Annotated in this window: 24 protein-coding genes; 10 read left to right on the top strand and 14 right to left on the bottom strand. The window is 75.0% G+C overall.

What is annotated here, in order from left to right; genetic code table 11:
* Positions 1-17: 17 nt before the first annotated feature.
* Positions 18-1,871, bottom strand: a complete 1,854-nt coding sequence (asnB, locus tag OO57_RS08655) for an asparagine synthase (glutamine-hydrolyzing) (protein ID WP_033251742.1) — start codon at positions 1,869-1,871, stop codon at positions 18-20.
* A gap of 306 nt (positions 1,872-2,177) precedes the next feature.
* On the opposite strand from asnB, the gene OO57_RS08660 reads away from it, so the two are divergent.
* On the top strand, positions 2,178-2,384 hold the full coding sequence (locus OO57_RS08660; protein WP_033251743.1) for a DUF6011 domain-containing protein: 207 nt from the start codon (positions 2,178-2,180) through the stop codon (positions 2,382-2,384).
* A 118-nt stretch (positions 2,385-2,502) separates the two neighbouring features.
* Here the strand turns inward: OO57_RS08660 and OO57_RS08665 are convergent, their stop codons facing one another.
* Positions 2,503-3,309, bottom strand: a complete 807-nt coding sequence (locus OO57_RS08665) for an adenosylcobinamide amidohydrolase (protein ID WP_051776942.1) — start codon at positions 3,307-3,309, stop codon at positions 2,503-2,505.
* 71 nt (positions 3,310-3,380) lie between these two features.
* On the opposite strand from OO57_RS08665, the gene OO57_RS08670 reads away from it, so the two are divergent.
* The 3 genes from OO57_RS08670 to OO57_RS08680 all read left to right on the top strand — a co-directional run bounded on the left by OO57_RS08670 (position 3,381) and on the right by OO57_RS08680 (position 5,237).
* Positions 3,381-4,115 (top strand): TetR/AcrR family transcriptional regulator, encoded by a 735-nt coding sequence (locus tag OO57_RS08670; protein ID WP_081973546.1) that lies wholly within the window; start codon positions 3,381-3,383, stop codon positions 4,113-4,115.
* Between the two features lie 148 nt (positions 4,116-4,263).
* Positions 4,264-4,464, top strand: a complete 201-nt coding sequence (locus OO57_RS08675; RefSeq protein ID WP_033251744.1) for a DUF1918 domain-containing protein — start codon at positions 4,264-4,266, stop codon at positions 4,462-4,464.
* Between the two features lie 41 nt (positions 4,465-4,505).
* Positions 4,506-5,237 carry a DedA family protein gene (locus OO57_RS08680; protein WP_051776944.1) on the top strand — a complete coding sequence of 244 codons (732 nt, stop codon included), beginning with the start codon at positions 4,506-4,508 and terminating at the stop codon, positions 5,235-5,237.
* Positions 5,238-5,306: 69 nt separating this feature from the next.
* On the opposite strand, the gene OO57_RS08685 is transcribed toward OO57_RS08680, so the two are convergent.
* The 5 genes from OO57_RS08685 to OO57_RS08705 form a co-directional block, all read right to left on the bottom strand.
* On the bottom strand, positions 5,307-5,780 hold the full coding sequence (locus OO57_RS08685) for a MarR family transcriptional regulator (protein ID WP_106973935.1): 474 nt from the start codon (positions 5,778-5,780) through the stop codon (positions 5,307-5,309).
* Positions 5,781-5,863: 83 nt separating this feature from the next.
* Positions 5,864-6,613 (bottom strand): PIG-L deacetylase family protein, encoded by a 750-nt coding sequence (locus tag OO57_RS08690; protein WP_033251745.1) that lies wholly within the window; start codon positions 6,611-6,613, stop codon positions 5,864-5,866.
* 47 nt (positions 6,614-6,660) lie between these two features.
* Complete coding sequence (locus OO57_RS08695; RefSeq protein WP_033251746.1) at positions 6,661-7,317, bottom strand: NADPH-dependent F420 reductase; 657 nt, start codon at positions 7,315-7,317, stop codon at positions 6,661-6,663.
* A gap of 71 nt (positions 7,318-7,388) precedes the next feature.
* On the bottom strand, positions 7,389-8,486 hold the full coding sequence (locus OO57_RS08700) for an aromatic ring-hydroxylating oxygenase subunit alpha (protein WP_051776946.1): 1,098 nt from the start codon (positions 8,484-8,486) through the stop codon (positions 7,389-7,391).
* Positions 8,487-8,604: 118 nt separating this feature from the next.
* Positions 8,605-10,086 (bottom strand): MFS transporter, encoded by a 1,482-nt coding sequence (locus OO57_RS08705; RefSeq protein WP_051776948.1) that lies wholly within the window; start codon positions 10,084-10,086, stop codon positions 8,605-8,607.
* A gap of 163 nt (positions 10,087-10,249) precedes the next feature.
* Here OO57_RS08705 and OO57_RS08710 point away from each other — a divergent pair, with 163 nt between their 5' ends.
* Together OO57_RS08710 and OO57_RS08715 are read left to right on the top strand one after the other, a co-directional pair.
* Positions 10,250-10,930: a TetR/AcrR family transcriptional regulator gene (locus tag OO57_RS08710; protein ID WP_051776977.1), complete on the top strand. Its 681-nt coding sequence runs from the start codon at positions 10,250-10,252 to the stop codon at positions 10,928-10,930.
* Positions 10,931-11,179: 249 nt separating this feature from the next.
* A complete protein-coding gene (locus OO57_RS08715) occupies positions 11,180-11,821 on the top strand; it encodes a DUF6629 family protein (RefSeq protein ID WP_033251747.1) in 642 nt (213 codons plus the stop codon).
* Here the strand turns inward: OO57_RS08715 and OO57_RS08720 are convergent.
* Positions 11,743-12,642, bottom strand: coding sequence for a winged helix-turn-helix transcriptional regulator (locus tag OO57_RS08720; protein ID WP_033251748.1), 900 nt, complete (start codon positions 12,640-12,642; stop codon positions 11,743-11,745). The two genes, OO57_RS08715 and OO57_RS08720, sit on opposite strands and share 79 nt — an antisense overlap.
* An 86-nt stretch (positions 12,643-12,728) precedes the next feature.
* Here OO57_RS08720 and OO57_RS08725 point away from each other — a divergent pair, with 86 nt between their 5' ends.
* Positions 12,729-14,003, top strand: coding sequence for an MFS transporter (locus tag OO57_RS08725; RefSeq protein ID WP_033251749.1), 1,275 nt, complete (start codon positions 12,729-12,731; stop codon positions 14,001-14,003).
* A 7-nt stretch (positions 14,004-14,010) separates the two neighbouring features.
* On the opposite strand, the gene OO57_RS08730 is transcribed toward OO57_RS08725, so the two are convergent.
* A complete protein-coding gene (locus OO57_RS08730; RefSeq protein WP_234337267.1) occupies positions 14,011-14,706 on the bottom strand; it encodes a polysaccharide deacetylase family protein in 696 nt (231 codons plus the stop codon).
* A 247-nt stretch (positions 14,707-14,953) separates the two neighbouring features.
* On the opposite strand from OO57_RS08730, the gene OO57_RS08735 reads away from it, so the two are divergent.
* The gene (locus tag OO57_RS08735) at positions 14,954-16,057 is read left to right on the top strand and encodes a calcium:proton antiporter (RefSeq protein WP_033251751.1); all 1,104 of its coding nucleotides are present in this window, start codon (positions 14,954-14,956) and stop codon (positions 16,055-16,057) included.
* Positions 16,058-16,170: 113 nt separating this feature from the next.
* On the opposite strand, the gene OO57_RS08740 is transcribed toward OO57_RS08735, so the two are convergent.
* The 3 genes from OO57_RS08740 to OO57_RS08750 form a co-directional block, all read right to left on the bottom strand.
* Positions 16,171-17,652 (bottom strand): SulP family inorganic anion transporter, encoded by a 1,482-nt coding sequence (locus OO57_RS08740; protein ID WP_033251752.1) that lies wholly within the window; start codon positions 17,650-17,652, stop codon positions 16,171-16,173.
* 158 nt (positions 17,653-17,810) lie between these two features.
* Positions 17,811-18,413 (bottom strand): carbonic anhydrase, encoded by a 603-nt coding sequence (locus OO57_RS08745; RefSeq protein WP_033251753.1) that lies wholly within the window; start codon positions 18,411-18,413, stop codon positions 17,811-17,813.
* A 109-nt stretch (positions 18,414-18,522) separates the two neighbouring features.
* Positions 18,523-18,921 (bottom strand): hypothetical protein, encoded by a 399-nt coding sequence (locus OO57_RS08750; RefSeq protein ID WP_033251754.1) that lies wholly within the window; start codon positions 18,919-18,921, stop codon positions 18,523-18,525.
* Between the two features lie 229 nt (positions 18,922-19,150).
* Between OO57_RS08750 and OO57_RS08755 the strand changes: the two genes are divergently transcribed.
* A complete protein-coding gene (locus tag OO57_RS08755) occupies positions 19,151-19,891 on the top strand; it encodes a hypothetical protein (RefSeq protein ID WP_033251755.1) in 741 nt (246 codons plus the stop codon).
* A gap of 4 nt (positions 19,892-19,895) precedes the next feature.
* On the opposite strand, the gene glmS is transcribed toward OO57_RS08755, so the two are convergent.
* Complete coding sequence (gene glmS / locus OO57_RS08760) at positions 19,896-21,737, bottom strand: glutamine--fructose-6-phosphate transaminase (isomerizing) (protein ID WP_033251756.1); 1,842 nt, start codon at positions 21,735-21,737, stop codon at positions 19,896-19,898.
* 41 nt (positions 21,738-21,778) lie between these two features.
* A complete protein-coding gene (locus tag OO57_RS08765; protein WP_051776951.1) occupies positions 21,779-22,084 on the bottom strand; it encodes a hypothetical protein in 306 nt (101 codons plus the stop codon).
* Between the two features lie 281 nt (positions 22,085-22,365).
* Here OO57_RS08765 and OO57_RS08770 point away from each other — a divergent pair, with 281 nt between their 5' ends.
* Positions 22,366-23,478: a hypothetical protein gene (locus OO57_RS08770; protein ID WP_033251758.1), complete on the top strand. Its 1,113-nt coding sequence runs from the start codon at positions 22,366-22,368 to the stop codon at positions 23,476-23,478.
* Positions 23,479-23,516 lie beyond the last annotated feature (38 nt).

Consider the following 23,516-nt stretch of genomic DNA (forward strand, 5'->3'; position numbering starts at 1 on the left):
GGCCGCAGGGCCGGCCCCTACAGCTCCAGCGACACCTGGTAGTGGCGCAGCCAGCCGTCCAGCAACAGCACCACCTCCCCGGCGTTGCGCAGGTCCGCGCCGGGCGCGTCGGCGACGGCGCCGCCCGCCGCGGTGAGGTCGAGCAGGTCGCGGACGGGTGCGTCGCGGTCGGCCAGCAGTTCGCGCAGTTCGGTGCGCAGCGCCTCGGCGTAGCGCGGGTCCTGGGTGGAGGGGTAGGGGCTCTTGACCCGCTGGGCGACGGCCTCGGGCAGCACGTCGCGGGCGGCGGCGCGCAGCAGGGACTTCTCCCGGCCGTCGAAGTTCTTCATCGCCCAGGGGGTGTTGAAGACGTACTGCACCAGGCGATGGTCGCAGAACGGGACGCGGACCTCCAGGCCGACGGCCATCGAGGTGCGGTCCTTGCGGTCGAGCAGCGTCTGCACGAAGCGGGTCAGGTGCAGGTGGCCGACCTCGCGCATCCGGCGCTCGTGGCCGCTCTCCCCGGCCAGCCGGGGGACTTCGGCGAGCGCCTGGCGGTAGCGGGCGTCCCGGTAGCCGGGGAGGTCGAGCTTGGCGAGCAGGCCGGGGGCGAGCAGGGAGTGCGGGCCGAGCCGGGCGGCGGTGCCGGTGAAGCCCTTGGCGAGGGCGTACATCCAGGGGAAGCCGTCGTGGGCGACGGCGGCCGGTTCGTGGAACCACGAGTAGCCGCCGAACACCTCGTCGGCGGACTCGCCGGACAGCGCGACGGTGGACTGCTCGCGGACGGCCTTGAACAGCAGGTACAGCGAGGTGTCGCCCTCGCCGAGGCCGGTCGGCAGGTCGCGGGCGGTCAGCACGGCGTCGCGGTTGCGGCGGTCCATCAGGTCGGCGGTGTCGAGCACGATGTCGCGGTGCGCGGAGCCGACGTGCGCGGCGAGGGCGTGCGCGTACGGGCCGTCCGGGGTGCCGCGCAGTCCGTCGGGGGTGAAGTTCTCGGCCTGGCCGGTGAAGTCGACGGCGAAGGAGCGCACCGGGCCCTGCCCGGCGGCGGCCAGGCCGCGGGCGGCGAGGGCGGTGATCACCGAGGAGTCGAGGCCGCCGGAGAGCAGGGTGCACAGCGGGACGTCGGCGATCAGCTGGCGGGCGACGATGTCGTCGAGCAGTTCGCGGACGGTGGCGACGGTGGTGGGCAGGTCGTCGGTGTGCTCGTGCGACTCCAGCGCCCAGTAGCGGCGTTCGGTACGGCCGCCGCGGCGCACCCGCAGGGTGTGGCCGGGCTTGAGCTCGTGCATGCCGCGGTAGACGGCGTGGCCGGGGGTCTTGGTGAAGGAGAGCAGTTCGGCCAGGCCCTCGGCGTCGACGGCGGCGTGCGCCTCGGGGTGGGCGAGGATCGCCTTGGGCTCGGAGCCGAACAGCACGCCGTCGGCGGTGGGCCAGTAGTAGAGCGGTTTGACGCCCATCCGGTCGCGCACCAGCAGGAGTTCCTCGCCGCGCGGGTCCCAGAGCGCGAAGGCGTACATGCCGTTGAGGCGCTCGGTGAACGCCTCGCCCCACTCCAGGTAGGCGTGCAGGACGACCTCGGTGTCGCTGCCGGTGCGGAAGGCGTGGCCGCGGGAGCGCAGTTCGGCGCGCAGTTCGCGGTAGTTGTAGATCTCGCCGCTGTAGGTGGTGACCAGCACGGTGCGGCCGTCGTGCTCGGCGGCCATCGGCTGGCGGCCGCCGTCGAGGTCGATGACGGCGAGGCGCCGGTGGCCGAGGGCGACGTGGGTGTCCAGCCAGGCGCCCGCGGCGTCGGGGCCCCGGCAGGCCATGGTGGCGGTCATCGCGGCGAGGGTGGCGTGCTCCGTGCTCAGGTCCCGGTCGAACGAGACCCATCCGGTGATCCCGCACATGCGAGGTGTGGCCCTTCCTGCAGGAGGCCGGTGCCGCACCGCCCGGCGGTGGTGGTGAGGGGCGGGGCCGTCTCCCGTACGGCCGCACCGGCGCCACGACGCTAGGCGGGAAGGGTGCATTCGACAACCAAGTGTTGGTCATGTACGCACAGTTCGGGCCATCCACCGCCACCGCCCCCACCTGCCGCCGCCCCCGCGCCGCCGCCGCCCGTCCGCCCCCGGATCTGTCCCGAACCCGCCCCCGCGCCGCGCCGCCGGGGGCACCCCTCTGTCGCGGCCGCCACCGTCCGATGGTGAACTGGGACGGTGAGCGACCAGCCCCGCAGCACCGAACCCCCGATCCCCGGCACGGCCGTCGAACGCCGCCCGGCCCCCGTGGTCCGCTGCCGCCGCTGCCACCGCCCCCTGCACAGCCCCGAGTCCCGCTGGGAGAAGCTCGGCCGCCACTGCGCCGACGCCCCCGCCCCGACCCGGGTCTACGTCATCGACCAGGACCACCTGCCCGGCACCTGAGCACCCCTCAGCCCGCCCGCCCGCTCCGGGCCGCGCGTGCCGCTGCCGCTGCCGCTGCCGCTGCCGCAACGATCCGAGTCCGGAGCCGGGTCCGGGTCCGGGGATGCCTGACGCCCGCTCACACCGGCGACGGTCCCACCCCCCGGTTCCCCTCCCCCGCCAGCACGTCGTCGCACGCGCAGCCGGGCAGCGTCGCCGGGTGGGTGGGCGGGCCGTCCCACCCGGCGCGGCGTTCGCGGTCGGTGCGGGCCCCGGCGAGGACGGCGCGGTGGACGGCCCGGGCGAGGCGGGAGCCCCAGTGCGAGCGGGGTCCGCCGAACGGCTCGGGCGCCTCGCCGGGGCGGGCGGTGCGGACGGCGACGCAGACCGCGTCGGAGGGCGTGCCCGAGCAGTCGTGGCCCGACTCCAGCAGGGCCTGGACCTTGGCCTCGGTGGCGGTGGTCAGCAGGTTGACCAGCCCGGCGTCGGAGACCGGCGCGGGGACGACCGCCAGGATGTTGATGGTGCCGGGCACGTACGCGGCCGGAGCGGGAACAGCCGGAGCGGGGGCGGGAACGGGGGCGGGAACGGCGGGGGCCGCGGCCCAGGTGGGGACGCCGATGCCGGTGGTGACGAGGGCGGTGACGCCGCCGTCCCCTGCCCAGGTGCAGGCGTCGACCTCGGCGGCCGTCATCAGGCCGGTGCCGGGGCCGGACAGGCCCTGCGCGGCGGCGAGTTCGGCCAGGTGCTCGGCCGGGTCCATCCGCCCGTACCCGGCCCGGACCTGCGCGTTGAGCACCCAGTGGCGCTCGCCGATCCCGCCGCCGAGGACGCCCGACCCGGCCATCCGCCAGCCCGGCCCGGCCCGCCACACCAGCAGGTGGCGGCACGCCCCGTCCTCGATCCGACCGGCCCGCTGGACCCTGACCGCCTGCTGCTCGTCCATGGTCCGACACCCAACCACACCGGCCCGGCCGGGATTCGCCCCGGCCCGACCGGATGCGGCAGAGTGGCGCCATGACCCCGCAGCCCGCCGCGTCCGCCAGCCGTGCCGCCCGCACCCCGGCCGGCACCCCGGGCGCCCCGGGTACGCCGCCCGCACCGGCCGCACCGGCCGCCGGGGCCCGCCGCCGACCGGTGCAGCAGCGCAGCCAGGAACGCTACGAGCGGCTGCTGGACGCCTGCGCGGGGCTGCTGGACGAGGTCGGGACGGCGGGGCTGACCACCAAGGAGGTGGCGCTGCGCGCGGAGGTGCCGATCGGCACCCTGTACCAGTTCTTCGCGGGCAAGGAGGGCCTGCTGGCCGCCCTCGCCGAACGCAACCTGACCCGCTTCCTGGACGGCCTGGCCCGCCGGGTCGCGGCCGCCGACACCGGCACCACCGGCACCCCCGTCGGCGTGGCCGCCTTCACCGAGCACGCGGTGGACGAGTTCGTCGCCATGAAGCGCACCGTCCCCGGCTTCGGCCACCTGGACTTCGGCCTGGTCGACACCGTCCCCGCCGAGGTCGACGACCTGCACCTGCTCGACGCCGAACTCGACAACGCGGCGGTCGCGGCCCGGCTGCGCGCGATCGGCGGCGAACTGTTCGCCGCGCCCGGGTACGCGGTGGCCCTGCGGGTGGCTATGGAGTGCGCGGACGCGGTGCTGAAGCTGGCGTTCCGGGCCGACCCGGCGGGCGACCCGGCGCTGGTCGCCGAGTGCAAGCGGCTGCTGCACCGCTACCTCGCCGACCCCCCGCCCGCAGGCTGAGCCCTCCCTGACCCGACTGCCCCCGGCTGCCCTCCCTGCCCCCGGCTGCCCTCCCTGCCCCCTGCCCGCTTTTGCGCCGTCCGGGTGCCCGCCGCACAGTGGAGGGGGAAGCTCGCAAGCCCTGTCCGTCCGCCCTCGGGAGTGTCCGATGCAAGCCACGGTGGGTGACCACGTCCACATGTACAGCAGGTCGGTCGGCATGACCGACCGCAGGGGTGAGATCGTCGAGGTGCGCGGCACCGACGGCGAACCGCCGTACCTGGTCCGCTTCGAGGACGGCCACGCCGGCCTCGTCTACCCCGGCCCCGACTGCATCGTCGAGCACCGCCCCGGCGAGGAGCAGCGCTGACCCCGGGCCCCCGCCGGGCCCGGTAGGAGGAGTGCCCGACCTTGTCGCCGCCCCTGCCCGGCCCCCTGGCCCACCTCGCCCCGCTGCTCGACGACTACGGCTACCTCGCGGTCGGGGTGCTGGTGTTCCTCGACAGCTGCCTGGTCCCGGTGCCGGGCCAGACCATCCTGGTGCTGGCCGCGGTGTACGCGGGCGCGGGGCAGCTCTCGCTGCCGGTCCTGCTGCTGGTCGCCGTGCTGGCGGCGATCGCGGGCGACGCCCTGGCCTACGTGATCGGCCGCACCGGCGGCCTGGCGTTCGTGCACCGCTGGGGCCGGTACGTGCGGCTGACCCCGGAACGGATGGAGCGCGCCGAGGCGTTCTTCCGCCGCCGCGGCGGCCTGGTGGTGACGGGCGCCCGGTTCGTCGACGGCCTGCGCCAGACCAACGGCCTGATCGCGGGCACCACCGAGATGCCCTGGCGCCGCTTCATGCTCGCCAACGCGGTGGGCGCGGCCCTGTGGGCGGGCGTGTGGACGGCCGTCGGCTACTTCGCGGGCAGCAACATCGACGCCCTGTACCGGCAGGCGGTCCGCTACCAGGTGCTGCTGTTCGCGGTGCTGGCGGCCCTGGTGCTACTGCTGGCCGTCCGCACCTGGCTGCGCCGCCGCCGTCGCCCGCCCCGGGACGCCGCCGCGGGCCGGATCCCGCACCAGGACGGGGACGGGGACGGCGACCGGGAGGGCCGGGGCGACGGCAGGGACGTCCCCACCGACGGGAACGGCCGCTCCTGAGGGCCGCCACGCCCGCCTCCCGCCCCGTCCGCCTCCCGCCCCGTCCGCCGCCCGCCGCGCGGGTGCCCGTCAGGCGGGCAGGTCGCCGTCCCCGCCCAGGTTGGCCACCATGCGGCGCAGGACGTTGATCGTGGTCACGAAGTCGGCCGGGTCGATGCCCTCGTGCACCTGCCGGTGCACCCGCAGGTTGCGCTCCCGGGCCCGGAGGCGTCCGGCCTCCCCCTGCTCGGTCAGCGTCATGGCCCCGGCCGCCTCCACCGCCTCCACCAGCCAGCCGCGGGCGGCGAGGTCGTCGTAGACGCCGTCGAAGTCGGTGCCGAGGTCGTCCCACTTCGCCAGCCGCTCGGTCAGCGCGGCCCTGGTCCACCGGCCGGGCGCCCCGGCGACGTGGTTGAGCGTCCACCAGTGCGGCTGCGTGAGGTCCTCCACGGCCAGTTGCTCGCGCAGCGCCCCGGCCACCAGCCGGGCGGCCGTGCCCGTCCACGCCCCGACGGGCTGGGCGGCCAGCTGCTCCTGCGGGTACTCCTTCGGTGTCACGTCCACGTGCCCCTCCTCGGGTCCGGCCGAACGCCCCCACCGTAGGAGTTCGAGTCGGCTTGAGGTCAAGGCCGTTGCCGGGTGCCCCTTCAGCGGAAGTTGATCACCTCGAAGGCGGCGGCGAAACGGGTGCCGAGGCGGGCCCCGGCGGCGCGCCCCATGCCCTCCAGGAACTCGGCCGCGTTGGCCATGTCCCCGCCGAGGCCGTCCAGGTAGGCGCGGTGGGCCTCCAGCGAGGCGACGCCCGCGGCGAAGGTGTCGGTGGTGTCGACGGCGTGCCGCCCGTCCGGGGAGCCGGCCGCCCAGAGTTGGCGGACGCCGTTCCAGGGCTGGTGGCCCTCGGTGGCGAGTTCGCGGAAGACCCAGCGGTTGCCCGCGTCGCGCACCGCGTCCAGGGTGGCCCGGCCGACGGCGATGTGGTCGGCCTGGTTGGGGAACACGCCGCCGTAGGTGTCCCGGAAGTTGGTGGTGATGACGATGTCGGGGCGGTGGCGGCGGATCGCCCGGGCCAGGTCGCGGCGCAGCGGCAGCCCGTACTCGACGATGCCGTCGGGGTGGCCGAGGAACTCGACGGTGTCGACGCCGACGAGCCGGGCGGACTCGACCTGTTCGCGTTCGCGGACGGGGCGGCACTGCTCGGGTTCCATGCCGTCGATGCCCGCTTCGCCGCTGGTGACCATCAGGTAGCTGATCCGCTTGCCCTGGCCGGTCCAGCGGGCGACGGCGGCGGCCGCGCCGTACTCCATGTCGTCGGGGTGGGCGACGACGGCGAGGGCGGTGTCCCAGTCCTCGTCGAGCGGCTGGTAGGGGGGCGGGGCCTGGTCGGTGGTGTCGCTCATGGTGGTGCCTCTCGTTCGGCCCCGCCCCGGTGGCCGGGCGGGCGGGGTCAGCGCGCGGTGCGGATGGAGTAGTTGAAGTCGGCGTGACCGTAGTGGCGCATCAGCCGCAGCCAGAACGGCATGAGCATCTCCAGGCCGCGGGCGGCGTCGATGCCGCCGAGGTCGAGGATGTCGGCGGCGGGCCAGCCGAACTCGGTGAGCAGGGCGACGACCTGCGCCTTGCCGTCGGCGTCGTCCCCGGCCACGAACAGCTGGTGCTCGCCGGGGACGCGGCCGGGGTCGACCATGACCTCGCAGTTGACGGTGTTGAGCGCCTTGACGACCTTGGTGCCGGGCAGGGCGCGCTGGAGGCGCTCGCCGACGCTGTCGTCGTTGACCGGGTCGAGGGTGACCTCGCCGGTCGGGGAGAACACCAGCGGGTTGGACACGTCCAGCAGGGTCTTGCCGGCCAGGTTCTCCGCCCCGGCGAGTTCGACCGCGGCGAGGGCGACGGTGCCGCTGGTGGCGTTGATGACGAGGTCGCCGAAGGCGGCGGCCTCCGCGAACGTCCCCGGGTGGGCGAGCGGGCCGGAGCGCTCGGCCCAGCCCTCCGCCGCGGCGTTGCCCTTGCTGCGCGAGCCGAGGGTGACCTCGTGGCCCAGGGCGACCAGCTTGGTGCCCAGGGTCTGCCCGACCGTTCCGGTGCCGATGATTCCGATCCGCATCTGCTTGCTCCGTCCCCACGTCAGATCGATGAATTCGAACGCACCCTACAAGAGGGCGCCCTGACGGGTGATCAACTCAGCGGTTCCGCCTTTTCTTCCCGCTCCCGGCGGACCGCCGCCGGCTCCAGCGGGACGCCGTTGCGGCGCAGCACCTCGCGGACGTCGAGGATGAGCGGGAACACCTCGTTGTTGCGGTCCCCGCCCTGCTCGTCCCAGGCCCGCTGCTCGGCCTCGACGGCCGTCCGGTCCTGGGCGAAGACGCGTTCGGTGAAGCGGCGGATGAGCGGCCAGGCGAGGTGCAGCGCCCCGGGGAGGGCCGGTTTCGCGATCATCAGCAGGCCGTAGGCGTGGTTGACCCGCTGCTCGGCGTCCTCCGGGACGTACGCGGCCCAGAGCGAGAACGCCGGGAGGCCGGTGCTCTCGGGGACGTCGCGCAGGGTCTGGTAGGGGTACTCGGTGCGGATGGTGATGACGTCGGCCGAGTTCCGGCCGCCGATGCCCTCCGCGGAGAGCAGGCCCGCGCCGCGGTCCTTCCGGCCCCCGGCGGGGACGAACCGGTACCGGGCCTCGACGTGCCGCGGGCCGCTGTCGTAGCCGAGCAGCTCGGGCCGGATCATGCCCAGGACGCTGCGGTGCAGGAACTGGTGGTTCATGTCGAGCAGGTTCTCGTGCATGAACGAGTAGTGGCAGCGCACGGTGCGGGAGAAGGTCATCGTCCGGTGGGTGGCGGCGTGGTGCTCGGGCAGGTGCGGGAACGGGGCCGCCCCGGCCAGCGCCGGGTCGCCGGGGAAGACGAACACCAGGCCGTACTCCTCGCGGACGGGGTAGGAGCGGACGCCGCGCGGCGGCCGTTCGCAGCCCTTGGGCAGGTAGGGGATCTGCGAGATGCGGCCGTCGCCCCGGTACGCCCAGGCGTGGTAGCAGCAGCGCAGGACCTCGCCCTCGACCACGCCCATGCTCAGCGGCACCTGGCGGTGCGCGCAGCGGTCCTCCAGCGCGTGGACGGTGCCGCTGCCGCCCCGGTACAGGGCGATCCGCCGGCCGGCGAAGACGGCGGCGAAGGTGCGGCCCCGCCGCACCTGGCGGGAGGTCGCCACCGGGTACCAGTGGTCCGGGGCGATGCCGATCCGGCGGAGGTCGGGGGTCGGGCCGGTCAGGGCCTCGCTCATGGGGGTGCTCCCTCTGGCTGGGGCTTCAGGGCTCTCCCCACGGTCACCGCGGGGGCCCGGCTCGGCAACCGCGGCGACCGCCGCTCCCGCCGGGCCGGGGCTCCCCCGGCGGGAACGGCTAGGCCGGGTGCTCCTCGGTGCTGTGGGAGTCGGTGAGGGTGAGCGCCCCGCCCGCGGTGACCAGGCCGACGATCACCGCCAGCACGGCGTAGGTGATCCGCTCGCCGTGGAAGAAGGAGCCGACGAGGCCGCTGCTCCAGGTGCCGGCGGGCAGCTGGGTGGTGACCAGGGCGGCGATCAGGGTGCCGACGACGGCGGTGCCGATGCTGCTGCCGACCTCCTGCGCGGTGTCGTTGAGGGCGGTGCCGATGGAGGTGCGGTTCTCCGGCACGGCCTCGACCAGGGCGACGGCGCAGATGGTCATGACGGTCCGCAGGCCGACGGTCATCACGACCATGCAGGCGGCGATGACGGCGTAGCCGTGGGAGACGCCCCAGGCGAGGCCGGCCAGCGCGCCGGAGAGGCAGGCGGCGCCGACCAGGCAGGCGACGCGGTGGCCGAAGCGCTTGGCGAGCCACTCGGACGGCGGGGTGGCGGCGAGCATGGTGAAGATGATCGGCAGGTTGGCCAGGCCGGCCTTGACCGGGCTCCAGCCGTAGGCGTACTGGAAGTGCAGGATCAGGCCGAACATGACGGCGGCCATCGCGATGGCGGTGCCGATCTGGGCGAGGGCGGCGCCGCGGACGGTGCCGCTGGTGAAGAGCTTCAGGTCGAGCATGGGGGCGGCGGTGCGGCGCTCGTGCCGGACGAAGGCGGTGCCCGCGGCGAGGGCGCCGAGGACCGATCCGATCGTGACGGCGGAGCCCCAGCCGTGGTCGACGCCGCTGGTGAGCGCGTAGCAGGCGAGGCCGATGGCGGCGACGCTCAGCAGGGCGCCGGGCAGGTCGAGCCGGTCGCGGGTGAGGTCCTCGGGCCGGTCGGCCGGGACGCCGAGGCGCACGCCGACGGCGGCGATCAGCGCGATCGGGGCGTTGACCAGCAGCAGCCACTGCCACTTGACGTGGGCCAGCGCGGTGCCGCCGAGCAGCGGGCCGAGGACGAAGCCGGACATGCCGACGACGATCATCACGGTCATCGCGCGCATCCGCAGCGCCGCGTCGTCGAAGAGCCGGAAGACCAGCGAGTTGGTGATGGGGGCCATGGCCGCGGCGGCGACGCCGAGGCCGGCCCGCAGGGCGATCAGCTGCCCGGTGCCGGTGACGAGGGCGACGCCCAGGCTGAGCAGGCCGAACACGGCGAGGCCGACCAGCAGGACGCGGCGGCGGCCGAGCCGGTCGGCCATCGATCCGGCGGTCAGCAGCAGGCCGCCGAAGGTGAGCGAGTACGCGCCGGTGACCCACTGCAGCGCGGTGGTGCCGCCGCCGAGGTCGCGGCCGATGGTGGGCAGCGCGATGGACAGCAGCGTGTTGTCGACCATCTCGACGAAGAAGGCCAGGCAGAGCGCGGCCAGCGGGATCCACGCGGCGCGCAGGGACGGGTAGGTGCGCGGTGCCGCGGGGGCGGCGGCGGAGGTGCTGGGGGTGGTGCTGGTGCCGGTCATGGCGGCCTCCTCTCGGGACGGGGAACACGGATTATCGAACCGAGTTCGATACTAGAACCACGTTCGATAATCTGGCAAATGTGGTTGGATACGAGGCATGACACCTCCGCGCCAGCGCCCCGCCGACCGCCCGTCCCGGGAGCGTCGGCGCGCCTCGCACTCCATCGAGGCCGTCCTCGGCGCCGCGGTGGAGCTGCTGGACGAGGCGGGCGAACCGGCCCTGACCATCCGCGGCCTGGCGAGCCGGCTCGGCACCGGCGTCGGCAGCGTCTACTGGTACGTCTCGGGCCGGGACGACCTGCTGGACCGCGCCGTCGACCACGTGCTCGCCGGGGTGCTGGCCGAGATCGAGCGCCACCCCGGCACCGGCGACCCGGTCGACGAACTGCGCAGGATGGCCGTCACGCTGTTCGACGCGGTGGTGGACCGCCCCTGGCTGGGCTCGCGCTTCATGCGCGGCATCGACGCGGAGGGCAACTCGCTGCGGCTCTACGAGGAGCTGGGGCGGCAGCTGCTGCGGCTCGACCTCACCCCGCTGCAGCGCTTCCACGCCGTGACGGCGGTGCTCGGCGTGGTGGTCAGCGCCGCCGCCGACCTGGGCCAGGAGCCGCCGCAGGCGGTGGTCGACGGCCTGGTCGAGCGCGAGGAGTACCTCGGCCGCTACGCCACCAACTGGCGCGCGCTCGACCCCGGGGAGTACCCCTTCCTGCACGACGTCGTCGACGCGTTCGACGGCCACGACGACAAGCAGCAGTTCCTCGCCGCCCTCGACCTGACCCTCTCCGGCCTGCACCTGCAGGCCGACCGGGGCCGGGGCCCCGACGCTCCGGCCGAGGGCCCCTGACACCTCCGGCGCCCGGCCCTGCTACTGCTTGCCACTGCCACTGCTGCGCACCGCCGGGCCCCGTCCACAGCCTTCCCGGGGCGGAGGACAGCACCGGGCCGGGCACGACGCCCCACCGGATGAGCCGCCGCGGAGGACGCCCCCGGTGACGGTGCCCGCCGCCTCTTGCAGCGCCGCCCGCCCGCGCCGCAGGGCCGGTCGGCCGGGTTCCGGTCGTGCCGGCGGGACGTCCGCTCGTACGCTGGCCGGATGTGCTGGAGCGCGGAGGCCGACCTGGTCGCCGGGGCCGCCGTGGCGGCGGTCGGCGTCGGGGCGGTGCTGCGCGCCGGGGTGTCGCGGCGGCTGCCGCTGGCCGCGCTGCCGCTGCTGCTGGGCGTGCACCAGTTGGTGGAGGCGGGCGTGTGGTCGGGGTGGGCGTGGGCCCGGACGGCGTGGGCGGTGGTCGCGCTGCCGCTGCTGCCGCTGTACGTCCCGGCGGCGGTGTGGTGCGCGACCCGCCGCCGGAGCGCCGGGTGGTTCACCCTGCTGGGCGCGGCCGTGGCCGTTCCGCTGGCGGTGGCGGTGGCCGGGCGGCCGGTGGTGGCGCACGTGCACGGGCACACCCTGGGCTACGCGGTCGGCGTCCCGGTGCCGGGGGTGCTGCTGGCCGGGTACCTGGTGGCGGTGCTGGGCGCGCTGCTGGGCTCGGGCGACCGCCACCTGCGGCTGCTGGGCTGGGTCACGGGGCTGGGGGCGCTGCTGTGCGGCCTGCTGTGGCGCCTCGCGTTCGTCTCCACCTGGTGCGCGCTGGCCGCCCTGGCCTCGGTGCTGCTCTACCGCTGGGCGGACGTCAACTCGTCCAGCAGTGCCAGGACTTCGCCCACCGAGCCGCCCGGGTCCGGCACCGGGTAGAGCACCGCGCGGACGGTGCGGGCGGCGTCGACGAGCAGGGTGAGCCGTTTGAGCCGGTCGGCGCCGCCGGCCCGGAAGGTGGGCAGCCGCAGGGCGCCGGTCAGCCGCAGGGCGGCGTCCGAGAGCAGCGGGAACGGGATGGACTGGTGGGCGGCGAAGGCGGCCTGCTGGTCGGGGCGCTGGGTGGAGACGCCGTGCACGGTGGCGCCGCGGGCGGTGAAGGCGTCCAGCCGGTCGCGGTAGGTGCAGGACTCGAGGGTGCAGCCGACGGTGCCGGGGATGTCGTCCCAGCCGGGCGGGTAGCCCTGGGTGCCGGGGGCGTACGCGCCGGGGAAGCAGTACAGCACCGTCCAGGGCGTGCGGGCCACGGGGTCGGCCAGTGGCGGGCGGGGGGCCTCGGAGGCGGTGGGGAGGGCGAGTTCGGGGACGCGGGTGCCGACCAGGGCGTGCACCCGGCGGGTCTCGGCGGAGTCGGGGGCGGCGGTGGCGGTGAGGGTGCCGTCGCCGAGCAGGTGGCGGCCGCCCCAGTCCTGGAGGGCGACCAGCACGGGCAGCAGCGCCCAGCCCTTGTCGGTCAGGTGGTAGGCGTAGCGCGGCGGGTGGGCGTGGTAGAGGCGTTTCTCGACCACGCCGTCCTCGACCAGGGCGCGCAGCCGGGCGGTGAGCACCTTGCGGCTGATGCCGAGCGATTCGTGCAGGGCGTCGAACTGGTGGGTGCCGCCCGCGAGGTCGCGCACCAGCAGCAGGGTCCACCAGTCGCCGACCACGGACAGCGCCTGGGCGATGGAGCAGTCGGTGTCGCCGACGTCGGTGTAGCGCATGGCACCACCTTGCCACTGTCGCGCCCCCACCACCTATAGTGAGTTCCCCAAGGGAACTCACTGCCTGCCACCAGGGGGAACGCCACATGAGCACCACCAGCCCCGCCCGCACCGACCGCCCGCTGCGGGCGCCCTCCGGCACGCCCGCCGCCGCGTTCTGGCGCTACTGGACGGCCACCACCGTCAGCGGCCTCGGCGACGCCGTCACCGCGATCGCCCTGCCGCTGACCGCCGTCTCCGTGCTGCACGCGAGCGGCTTCCAGGTCGGCCTGGTCACCGCCGCCGGGTACGTGGCCTGGCTGGTGATCGGCCTGCCCGCGGGCGTGCTGGTCCAGCGCCTGCCGCTGCGCGGCACCCAGATCGCCATGGACCTGCTGCGCGCCGCCGCGATCGCCTCCGTCCCGCTGGCCGCCGCGTTCGGCGTGCTCGGCCTGCCGCACCTGGTCGCGGCGGCGCTGCTGCTCAGCTTCGCGAGCGTGGTCTTCGACGTCGGCAACGCGACCTTCCTGCCCAGCGTGGTGCCGCCGGAGCAGCTCACCGCCCGCAACAGCCTGACCTCCGCCACCCACTCGGTGAACCAGCTCGCCGGACCCTCGCTCGGCGGCCTGCTGGTCCAACTGCTGGGCGCGGCGGCCGCGCTGGTGGTCGACGCGGTCAGCTTCCTGTGCTCGGCCGCCCTGCTGCGCACCCTGCCCCGGGCCTCGGCCGAGCGCCCCGCGCCCGCCGCCGACCGGCCGTCCTTCGGCGCGCAGATCCGCGAGGGCTGGCGCTACGCGACCCGGCACCCGGTGGTCGGGCCGTGCCTGGCCGAGGCGACCTGCATCAACTTCGTCTGCGGCGCCCTGATGGCGGTCGTCCCGGTGTTCCTGGTCCGCACCCTGCACGCCCCGGCGGGCCTGGTCGGCCTGCTGATGGCCGCCGAGGGCGTCGGCAGCCTGGTCGGCGCCGCGTTCACCCCCCGGCTGGCCGCCCGCTTCGGCACCGCCCGCACCCTGGTCCTCGGCTCGCTGTTCGGCGTCCTGGCCGCGCCGCTGATGCCGCTGGCCGGCGGCGGGCCCGGGCTGCTGCTGTTCGCGCTCGGCAACGCCGGGTTCGGCGCCTCCGTGGTGGTGCTCAGCATCCTGACCCGCACCCACCGGCAGACCACCACCCCCGCCGCCCTGCTGCCCCGGGTGATGGCCACCGTCCGGTTCGTCTCCTGGGGCGCCATCCCGGTCGGCGCGCTGGCCGCGGGCACCGCCGTCTCGCTCTGGGGCGCCCGCACCGCGCTCGCCCTGGCCTGCGCGCTGACGGTGCTCTCCCCCGTCCTGCTGCTCTCCTCCCGGCTGCGCGGCGCCCGCGACCTGACCGACCTCGCCTGACGCGCGCTCAGCCGGAGAGCCGGACGAAGCGCTGCCCGGCGTCCAGCAGCCCCGGCAGCGCCTGCGCGTAGCCCTCGGCCGTGCCCGCCTCCGGGTGGTTGAAGTGGCTGATCACGATCGACCCGGGCGGCGCGGCCGCCACCGTCCGCGCGACCTGGGCGGGCGTGAACGTCGCCCCGCCGTCCCCGTTCACCGCGAACCCGGCGACCTGTTCCCCCAGTTGCCCCACCAGCGCCACCGCGACCTCGTCGTAGTGCGCCGTCCCCGCGCGGAACCACCCCGGCGCCCGCCCCAGCAGGGCGGCCAGCTTCGCCCGGTTGCCCGCCACCTCCTCGTACGCGGCGGCCGGATCCCCCGTCCCGGTGATGCCGTACGCCGAACGGCCGGTCACCGAGAGCGGGCGGTGCGCGGTGCCGTGGTTGCCGAGTTCGAACAGCGGGTCGGCGGCCAGTTCAGCGGCCGGGCCCGGGTTGGCGTCCACCCACCGGGCGTTCAGGAACAGCGTGGCGGGCACCCGCAGGCGGCGCAGCGTGCCGATCAGCGCCGCGTCGTAGCCGTTCCCGCCGGGGCCGCCGCAGGCGTCGAAGGTCAGCGCCAGCGCCCCGCCGGGGACGGTCGCGGCCACGCCCGGCAGGTCGGTGCCCCACTGCTGCGGCACCTGCCCGGCGCAGCGGGCCAGCACCTGCTCCCGGGTCGGCGGCACGGGCGGCCGGACCGGGCTCGGGCTCGGGCTCGGGCTCGGGCTCTGGGCAGTCGACGGTGTGTCAGGCCCCGGCCGCCCCTCCGGCCCGGGTGCGGCGCAGGCCGCCGCCGCGAGTCCGAGCGCCGCCGCCAGCACCGTCCGCCGTCCGACCATCTCCGCTGCTCCTCCGCTGCTCGCCGTGCGCCGGGGCCACCGCCACGAGTGTCACTTCCGGGTGGGGCAGGTGCCATCTGCGAAGCTCGGCCCCATGGCTTCCTCCCCGCGACCGCACTACCTGCAGTGGACGACCGTCGCCCCGGTGCTGGCGTTCCTGCTGCTCCTGGCGACCTGGCACCGTGACCTGCCGTGGCCGGTGGTGGCGCTGGTGGCGTGCTTCCTGGCGGTGTCGGTGGTCGCGGCGGTGCACCACGCGGAGCTGATCGCGCACCGGGTCGGCGAACCGTACGGCTCGCTGGTGCTGGCGGTGGCCGTCACCATCATCGAGGTGGCGCTGATCGTCACGCTGATGGCCGACGGCGGCGACAAGAGCGCCGGGCTGGCCCGGGACACCGTGTTCGCGGCCGTGATGATCACCTGCAACGGGATCCTGGGCCTGTCCATCCTGGTCGGCGCGCTGAAGTACCGGGTGGCGGTGTTCAACGCGGAGGGCACCGGCGCGGCGTTCGGCGCGATCGCGACCCTGGCGACGCTGAGCCTGGTGCTGCCGACCTTCACCACCTCCGAGCCGGGCCCGCAGTTCTCCACCACCCAGCTGGTGTTCGCCGCGGCCGCCTCGCTCGTCATCTACGGGCTGTTCGTCTCGACCCTGACGGTCCGCCACCGCGACTACTTCCTGCCCGTCACCCCGGCGGGTGAGGTCGTCGACCCGATGGACGAGCACTCCGAGCCGCCGACCATGGGGGAGACGCTGGTCAGCGTCGCCCTGCTCTCGGTCGCCCTGGTCTCGGTGGTCGGCCTGGCGAAGGGCGTCTCCCCCACCATCGAGCGCGGGGTGGCGGCCGCGGACCTGCCCAACGCGGTGGTCGGCGTGGTGATCGCCCTGCTGGTGCTGCTGCCCGAGTCGATCGCCGCGGTCCGGGCCGCGGTCCGCAACCGCGTCCAGATCAGCCTGAACCTGGCGCTGGGCTCGGCGCTGGCCTCGATCGGCCTGACCATCCCGGCGGTGGCGATCGCCTCCAGCTGGCTCTCCGGCCCGCTCGAACTCGGCCTGGGCGCCAACCACATGATCCTGCTGGCGCTGACCGTCGCGGTCGGCACCCTCACCGTCATCCCCAAGCGCGCCACCCCGCTGCAGGGCGGCGTCCACCTGGCGATCCTCGGCGCGTACCTGGTCCTCGCGGTCAGCCCCTGACCCGCCCGCGCGCCGCGCGCCCGCCGCACCGCGCCCGCCGCCGCCGGGAAGCTCCGGGCGCTCCGGGCGCGGTGCGACGGCAACGGCGGCGGCGGGCGGGACGGGCGCCCCGCTCAGAGCAGGGCCGGCACCCGCACCGGGTCGACGCCGTGCGCGTGGTGGCGCCCGGCCCAGTCCTGCAGGGCCGTGCGGCAGGCGTGGTCGAGGTGGCGCAGCGCGTCGAGGTCGAGCTCGATCGGGCGGTCGCGCGGCAGCGACTCCAGGGTGTCCAGGATGCGGGGCAGCCGCAGGAAGGTGGCGTTGCCCGAGACGGCCACCCGGATCGTGCCGGTGGCGCGGTCGTCCACCTCCAGGTGCACCGACGAGGTCTCCCAGGCCGTCTTGAGCACCGCCAGCAGCAGCCCGAGCAGGACGCCCTCGAACATGTTGGTGGCCACGATCGCCACCGCGGTCGCCGTCAGCACCAGGACCTCGCCGCGGTGCGTGCGCCACAGCGGGACGAGCGAGCCCAGCGGCAGCAGCTTGAACCCGGCGTGCACGAGCACCCCGGCCAGGGCGGGCAGCGGGATCACGCCGAGCGCGGCCGGCAGCAGCGCGGCGAACAGCAGCAGCCACCCGCCGTGCAGCACCCGGGACGCCTTCGTCCGGGCCCCGGCCTGGACGTTCGCGGCGCTGCGCACGATCACCGCGGTCATCGGCAGGGCGCCGAGCAGCCCGCACACGGTGTTCCCGGCGCCCTGGGCGATCAGTTCGCGGTCGTAGTCGGTGCGCGGTCCGCTGTGCAGCCGGTCGACCGCCGCCGCGCTGAACAGGCTCTCGGCGGAGGCGATCAGGGTGAACGCCAGCACCGTGGTGATTCCGCCGAGGCCGGTCAGCACCTCGAACGAGGACGCGCCCGGCGCGTGCACCACGTCCAGCAGGCCGTTCACCTCGACCTTCGCCACGGGCAGTGCGAAGACGGCGGTGGCGAGCACCGCCAGGGCGACCGCCGCGAGCGGCGCGGGCAGCACGCGGACCTTGGCGGGCAGGTGCTTCCACAGCGCCAGGACGGCGACGGTGCCGCCCCCGACCGCGAACGAGGCCAGGGCGGTCGACGAGGAGAAGGCGTCCGCGGCCAGGCCGGGCAGGCCCGCGATGTTGGCGGGGCCGTTGCCGGGCGCCTTGGCACCGGCCAGGGCGTACAGCTGACCGGCTATCAGGACCAGGCCGATGCCCGCGAGCATGCCCTGGACGACCGAGACGGAGATCGCCCGGAACAGGCGCCCCAGCCCCAGCACGCCCATCAGCAGTTGGAGCAGGCCGGAGGCGAGCACCAGGACGCCGAGCGCGGCCACGCCGAACTCGGTGACGGCCTCGTACACGAGCACGGTCAGCCCGGCCGCCGGGCCGGACACCTGGAGGCTGCTGCCGGGCATCAGCCCCGTCAGCAGGCCGCCGACGATGCCGGTGACGAGCCCGAGCTCGGCGGGCACGCCGGAGGCCACGGCCACGCCGACGCACAGCGGCACGGCCACCAGGAAGACGACGAGCGAGGCGGCGAAGTCCGCCCGGAGCGTCGACGGGTCTAACGCGGTCTTTCGAAGGATGCGCAACATGGGGGGTCCTCATGGGTTCGGTCGGAGAACGGCCGGCGAGAGGGCCGAGCGGACGGGGCCGCCCCGGGCTCCCCGGCGCGCCGGAAGGGGCGTGCCGAAGCCGGCGTGCCGGGAAGCCGGGGCGGGAGCTAACGGAGCCAACGGAGCTAACGGAGCGGTCAGAGCGGCAGGAAGGCGTCGGCCTCGGGCCGGTGCGCGAGGACGAGGCCGGTGTGGACCTCGTAGAACCAGGCGTGCAGCCGCAGGTCGCCCGCCGCGGTGCGCCGGGCGATGCCGGGGTAGTGGCGCAGCCGGTCGAGCTGGGCCAGGACGTGCCGCTGCACCGGGCCGGCGACGGCGGGGTCGAAGACCTCGGCCGCTTCCGTGGCCAGCGAGGCGGGGTCGGTGCCGGCCAGCCAGCCGCGCACGGCGGGCACGGCGCTCAGGTCGTCGCCGCGCACGACGGCGCCGACGGCGCCGCAGTGCGAGTGGCCGCAGACGACGACGTCGCGCACGCCGAGCACGTCGACCGCGTACTCGACGGTGGCGACCTCGCCGGACGGCTGCTCGACGCTGTAGGGCGGCACGATGTTGCCGGCCGTGCGCAGCTCGAACAGGTCGCCGGGGTCGGCGCCGGTGATCAGGGACGGGACGACCCGCGAGTCGGAGCAGGTGACGAACAGCGCCTGCGGGGACTGTCCGGCCGCGAGGGCGGCGAACTCCAGGCCGCCGCGGGCCGCACGGTCGCGGAAGGTGCGGGCGCGCTCTTGCAAGGGATCCATCGGGGCATGCCTCCGTGGCCCTGCCGCGCGGTGCGCGCAGGGCGTGCGTGAACCAGGGTGGCGCCCGGCCGGGTGGCGGGGCGGTGCGTGCCGAGGGGGCCGGAGCGGCTCAGCAGCGGAAGACCTGGAACACGGAGGCGGTGGCACCGCCGGTCCGTCTGGACGGATGGGTCGGGGGCGCGCCGCGGCTGCTCCCCGACGCGTACGGGGCCGGGGCGGACCCGGCGCAGTCCTGGCACGACGCGACGAGCTGCACCCCGTTCCAGGTGCCGGGGCCCGTCCGGGCGGCCGCGTGCGAGAGGTGCCGCGAGGGGACGCCGACGGGCAGGTCCTGCTCGGTCTCGGAGCGCTCGGCGGGCGACTGGGCGGCGCAGACCACGGCGGTCGGCGGGCCGGGCTCGAACCCCTCCGCGACGGCGGAGCCCGCCAGGACCAGCAGGAGGCCGGTCAGGACGGACAGGACGGACAGGACGGGCCGGAGCGCGGCGCCCGTGCCGATTCGACGCACCTGTGCTCCTCCCCCCGGCCGACGGCGTGCATGTTCATGTTGATAAACGCACCTGATGCCGAATCAGTTTCCGCTGCGTGTCCGGCGTGTGACGGAAAGCGCACACCGCCCGCCGCTGTCACCCGTTCGGGGAAAACCGGGACCGACCGCCCCCCGCCGTACCAAGGTGGCGGCAACGACTGCTCCACCGGGTCCGGTCCGGGCGGGGCGACTCCCGGAGGGACGGCGCATGGGCGAGACGACGACGAGGGCGGCCTGGCTGGAGCTGTTGGAGGGCTGGGGCAGGGACTGCGGCGGCTGCACGCCCGCGGAGCTCGACGACCTGGGCGTCACCGGGCCGGAGGCCACCTCCTGGTACGCCTTCTGCGCCGCGGACTACGCGGAGCAGCTCGCCGGGGCGCTGGCCTCGCCCTGGGCGCTGCACACCCCGGAGCAGGTCGGCGCCGCCGCGGCGGCGCTGACCGCCGTCCAGCTCCACGCCGAGCGGGCGAAGCGGCGGCTGCTCGACCTCCTGGCGGCGATGGCGGAGCGCGGCGAGGCGGGGCCCGTCCCGCCCGGGCTGCCGGAGCTGCTGGCGGCCGCCCCGTCCGAGGAGGCCGCCGACCGCCTGCTGGCCGAGCTGTCGGCCGTCCCGCTGCTGCGCCCGGTGCCCGGCACGCTCGCCGCGGCGCTGCGCGGGACGGCCGGGCTGCTCGGGGACCTGCTGGTGCCGCAGGAGGACGCGGTCGAGGTCTTCGGCGCCCCCGGCGAGCCCGACCACCAGGGCTGGGCCAGGCTCCGCCACGGGGGCAAAGAGTGGCGGCTGTACTTCCACTCCCACGACGAGGACGAGTGGTTCCTGGACGACTTCCCGGCGGAGCCGTGCACCCGCCTCCCGCTGGGCGGCTTCTCCGCCGCGGCCGCCCACCCCGCGCAGCTCGCCGGGGCGGCCCGGGCCGCCCTCGCGCAGTGGGCGGCCGGGCAGCGCTGAGCGGCTACTCCACGGTGACGCTCTTGGCCAGGTTGCGCGGCTTGTCGACGTCCCGGCCGAGGGCCACCGCCGCGTGGTAGGCGAGGAGTTGGAGCGGGATGTTGAGCAGCAGCGGGTCGAGTTCGGGTTCGCTCTTCGGCACGACCAGGCAGTGGTCGGCGAGCTTGGCCTCGACCGGGCGGTGCGCGACGGCCAGCACCCGCCCCTCGCGGGCCTTGATCTCGCCGAGGGCGGTGAGGTTCTTGTCGAGCAGTTCGTCGTCGGGGACGAGCGCGACGGTCGGCAGCTCGGGGGAGATCAGCGCGAGCGGCCCGTGCTTGAGCTCGCTGGCGGGGTACGCCTCGGCGTGGACGTAGGAGATCTCCTTGAGCTTCTGCGCGCCCTCCCGGGCGACGGGGTAGCCCCGGACCCGGCCGATGTACATCATGCCCTGGCTGTGGGCGTACTCGGCGGCGAGCGCCTCGATCTCCTGCTGCTGCTCCAGCACCTGCCGGATCTGGTCGGGCAGCGCCTTGAGGGCGGCGACGATGCGCCGGCCGTCGGCGGGCGAGAGGTCGTGGATCCGGCCGAAGTGCAGGGCGAGCAGCGCGAAGGCGACGACGGTGGAGGTGAAGGCCTTGGTGGAGGCGACCGAGATCTCCGGTCCGGCGTGCAGGTAGATGCCGCCGTCGCACTCGCGGGCGATCGCCGAGCCGACGGTGTTGACCACGCCGAGGACGCGGCCGCCCTTGCGCTTGACCTCCTGGACGGCGGCGAGCGTGTCGTAGGTCTCGCCGGACTGGCTGACCGCGACGTACAGGGTGTCGGCCTCGATGACGGGGTTGCGGTAGCGGAACTCGGAGGCGGGCTCGGAGTGGGCGGGGATCCGGGCCAGCTCCTCGATCAGCTGGGCGCCCATCTCGCCCGCGTAGTAGGCGGACCCGCAGCCGAGGATCTTGACCCGGCGGATCTCGCGCAGCTCCCGGGCGTCCAGGTTGAGGCCGCCGAGGTGGGCGGTGGCGAAGCGCTCGTTCAGCCGCCCGGAGAGGGTGCGCTCGACGGCGCCGGGCTGCTCGTGGATCTCCTTGAGCAGGTAGTGCGCGTAGCCGCCGGTGTCGTAGGAGCCGGCCTCCCAGTCGACGGTGGAGGGCTGCCGGGTGACGGTGCGGGCGTCCTCGGTGAAGGTGCGGAAGCCGTCGGCGCGGACGGTGGCGAGCTCGCCGTCCTCCAGGTGGACGACCTGCCGGGTGTAGCGGACCAGGGCGGAGACGTCGGAGGCGGCGAACATCTCCTTCTCGCCGATGCCGAGCACGATCGGGCTGCCGTTGCGGGCGACCACGATCCGGTCGGCCTGCTCGGCGTCCAGCACGGCGATGCCGTAGGTGCCGACGACCAGCTTGAGGGCGGCGCGCACCGCGTCCTCCAGTTCGCGGCCGTCGGCGCGGTGGGCGGCGATCAGGTGGGCGAGGACCTCGGTGTCGGTCTCGGAGCGGAAGAGCGCGCCGTCGGCGGTGAGCTTGGCGCGCAGTTCGTCGGCGTTCTCGATGATGCCGTTGTGGACGACGGCGATCCGGCCCTCGTTGTCGGTGTGCGGGTGGGCGTTGGCGTCGGAGGGGACGCCGTGGGTGGCCCAGCGGGTGTGGCCGATGCCGGTGCCGCCCTTGAAGCGGGCGGGCAGGGCGGCGGCGAGGTCGGCGACCCGGCCCTTGACCTTGCAGACCCGCAGCTTGGCGGGGGCGGACCTGGTGGCGGGGGCGACCACCGCGACGCCCGCCGAGTCGTACCCGCGGTACTCCAGCCGCTGCAGCCCCTCCAGCAGGAAGGGGGAGGCGTCCTTGGGGCCGATGTAGGCCACGATTCCGCACATGACGTGGGCTCCTCTGTCAGTCGTGGGTGGGCCGGGGGCCGTCAGCCGTAGACCATCCGCCGCAGTTGGCGCACCGACAGCTGCGGGGCGGCGACCCGGCGGGCGGCCAGCTCCCCGCCGAGGCGGGTGAAGATCTGCTCGTTGGTCAGCCCCCGGGCCTGCAGCTCACCGTGGCGGCGGCGGACGTACTCCTCGGTGGTCTCCGCGAAGTACGCCAGCACCTCCGCGACGACCCGCGCGGCCTCCCCGGGGGCCAGGGGGGTGGTCCTGGCGAGGTGGGCGAGCAGGTCCTCATGAGGGTGCGGTGAGGCAGGCACGAGGGGGGAGCTTAGGCGTGAAGGGTTCATTTGCCAAAGATCCTGCCCGATTTCGGGCAGGGCCACCAGCGGTGGCGTCCCGGTGCGACCTTTCCCGGGCCCGCGGCGTACTCAAGGACGGTGGTCGAACGGGCGGTCGCGGGCGACACCTATGATGTGGGGCCGTCGTTGTAGGGCGGTGGGCGGACGGTGTTCGGGTGATCGCGGCGGGCACCTGACCCCTTCGGCGGTGTTCCTGGCCGGGTTTCCGGCGGTCACCCCGCAGGATGGGCCGCGTACTGTACGTGTCGATCACAGGGGGAACGTCCGTCATGCAACCGCGCGTGTTCGCCGTCGTCACCGCCGTCCTGCTGGCCGTCCTCGGCCTCGGATCGGTCATGGTGACCGACTGGACGCCGAAGTCCGCCACCGCGCTGGCCGCACCCACGGCGGGCGGCCAGCGTCCCGGCGCCGTGCCCGCGACCGCCGCGGCCTCCCCCTCCCCCACCGGCGACCCGGCGGTGTGGACGCGCTCGACCCTGCGCAACAAGCTGATGGCCGAGATGGAGGCCACCGACCCCGGGGTCGCGCTCGCCGACCTGGACAGGATCTCCAAGGACAAGCCGTACACCGTGCGGTTCTGCCACCCGATCGCGCACGAGCTCGGGCACGCCGCGGTGCAGCGCTACCACCAGGACTTCCAGAAGGTGATCTCCTTCCCGCACGAGACCTGCGCGGCGGGCTACCTGCACGGCGCGGTCGAGGAGATGCTCGCCAACTCCAAGGACCCGCAGAGCGACATCCTGACCCTGTGCGCCCCGGCCAACACCGGCCCGTGCATCCACGGCGTCGGCCACGGCATCATGTTCGTCACCAAGCAGGACATCCCGGCCGCCCGCGCGCTGTGCGACAAGTTCCCCAGCCAGAGTCGCCGGATCACCTGCTCCGAGGGCGTCTTCATGCAGCTGTTCGCGCCCGACGAGGAGGACGAGAAGGCCAAGGCCAACCTCCCGCTGGACAAGCTCGCCGCCGAGCCGCTCTACCCCTGCCCCGAGCAGCCCGCCCTCTACCAGTCGGCCTGCTTCTTCTACGCGCCGACCTTCTTCCTCTCCTCGCACGACTACGCCAACCACCCCGAGGCGTTCTCGCAGGCCCTCCAGTGGTGCCTGAACGCGCAGGCCAGCGGCGGCGCCCAGGACTGCTCGCGGGGCGCGGGCTCGCGCACCATGAAGTACAACCTGGACCGCCCGGACTGGGCCGCCCAGCAGTGCGCCACCGCCAAGGACACCTGGCAGCGCCAGGCCTGCACCCAGGGCCTGGTCAGCTACTACACCGTCAACGACACCAGCGCGGGCGCCGCCGGGCGCCTGTGCGCCCAGATCACCGACAAGCAGATCCAGGGCTACTGCCGCTCGGCCGGCGGCCTCTCCGGCACCCTGGACTGACCCTTTCCCCAGGTGGGCCCGGTCGCACCGGGTCCGCC

The organism is Kitasatospora phosalacinea, from assembly GCF_000717185.1.
Classification (GTDB): domain Bacteria; phylum Actinomycetota; class Actinomycetes; order Streptomycetales; family Streptomycetaceae; genus Kitasatospora; species Kitasatospora phosalacinea_A.

Coding starts and splice junctions, on each gene's coding strand:
- OO57_RS08695 (WP_033251746.1), bottom strand. CDS start 7,317: ATGCGGATCGGAATCATCGGCACCGGAACGGTCGGGCAGACCCTGGGC.
- OO57_RS08755 (WP_033251755.1), top strand. CDS start 19,151: ATGGGCGAGACGACGACGAGGGCGGCCTGGCTGGAGCTGTTGGAGGGC.
- glmS (WP_033251756.1), bottom strand. CDS start 21,737: ATGTGCGGAATCGTGGCCTACATCGGCCCCAAGGACGCCTCCCCCTTC.
- OO57_RS08665 (WP_051776942.1), bottom strand. CDS start 3,309: ATGGACGAGCAGCAGGCGGTCAGGGTCCAGCGGGCCGGTCGGATCGAG.
- OO57_RS08675 (WP_033251744.1), top strand. CDS start 4,264: ATGCAAGCCACGGTGGGTGACCACGTCCACATGTACAGCAGGTCGGTC.
- OO57_RS08715 (WP_033251747.1), top strand. CDS start 11,180: ATGTGCTGGAGCGCGGAGGCCGACCTGGTCGCCGGGGCCGCCGTGGCG.
- OO57_RS08700 (WP_051776946.1), bottom strand. CDS start 8,486: ATGAGCGAGGCCCTGACCGGCCCGACCCCCGACCTCCGCCGGATCGGC.
- OO57_RS08770 (WP_033251758.1), top strand. CDS start 22,366: ATGCAACCGCGCGTGTTCGCCGTCGTCACCGCCGTCCTGCTGGCCGTC.
- asnB (WP_033251742.1), bottom strand. CDS start 1,871: ATGTGCGGGATCACCGGATGGGTCTCGTTCGACCGGGACCTGAGCACG.
- OO57_RS08745 (WP_033251753.1), bottom strand. CDS start 18,413: ATGGATCCCTTGCAAGAGCGCGCCCGCACCTTCCGCGACCGTGCGGCC.
- OO57_RS08735 (WP_033251751.1), top strand. CDS start 14,954: ATGGCTTCCTCCCCGCGACCGCACTACCTGCAGTGGACGACCGTCGCC.
- OO57_RS08725 (WP_033251749.1), top strand. CDS start 12,729: ATGAGCACCACCAGCCCCGCCCGCACCGACCGCCCGCTGCGGGCGCCC.
- OO57_RS08705 (WP_051776948.1), bottom strand. CDS start 10,086: ATGACCGGCACCAGCACCACCCCCAGCACCTCCGCCGCCGCCCCCGCG.
- OO57_RS08670 (WP_081973546.1), top strand. CDS start 3,381: ATGACCCCGCAGCCCGCCGCGTCCGCCAGCCGTGCCGCCCGCACCCCG.
- OO57_RS08765 (WP_051776951.1), bottom strand. CDS start 22,084: ATGAACCCTTCACGCCTAAGCTCCCCCCTCGTGCCTGCCTCACCGCAC.
- OO57_RS08720 (WP_033251748.1), bottom strand. CDS start 12,642: ATGCGCTACACCGACGTCGGCGACACCGACTGCTCCATCGCCCAGGCG.
- OO57_RS08740 (WP_033251752.1), bottom strand. CDS start 17,652: ATGTTGCGCATCCTTCGAAAGACCGCGTTAGACCCGTCGACGCTCCGG.
- OO57_RS08690 (WP_033251745.1), bottom strand. CDS start 6,613: ATGAGCGACACCACCGACCAGGCCCCGCCCCCCTACCAGCCGCTCGAC.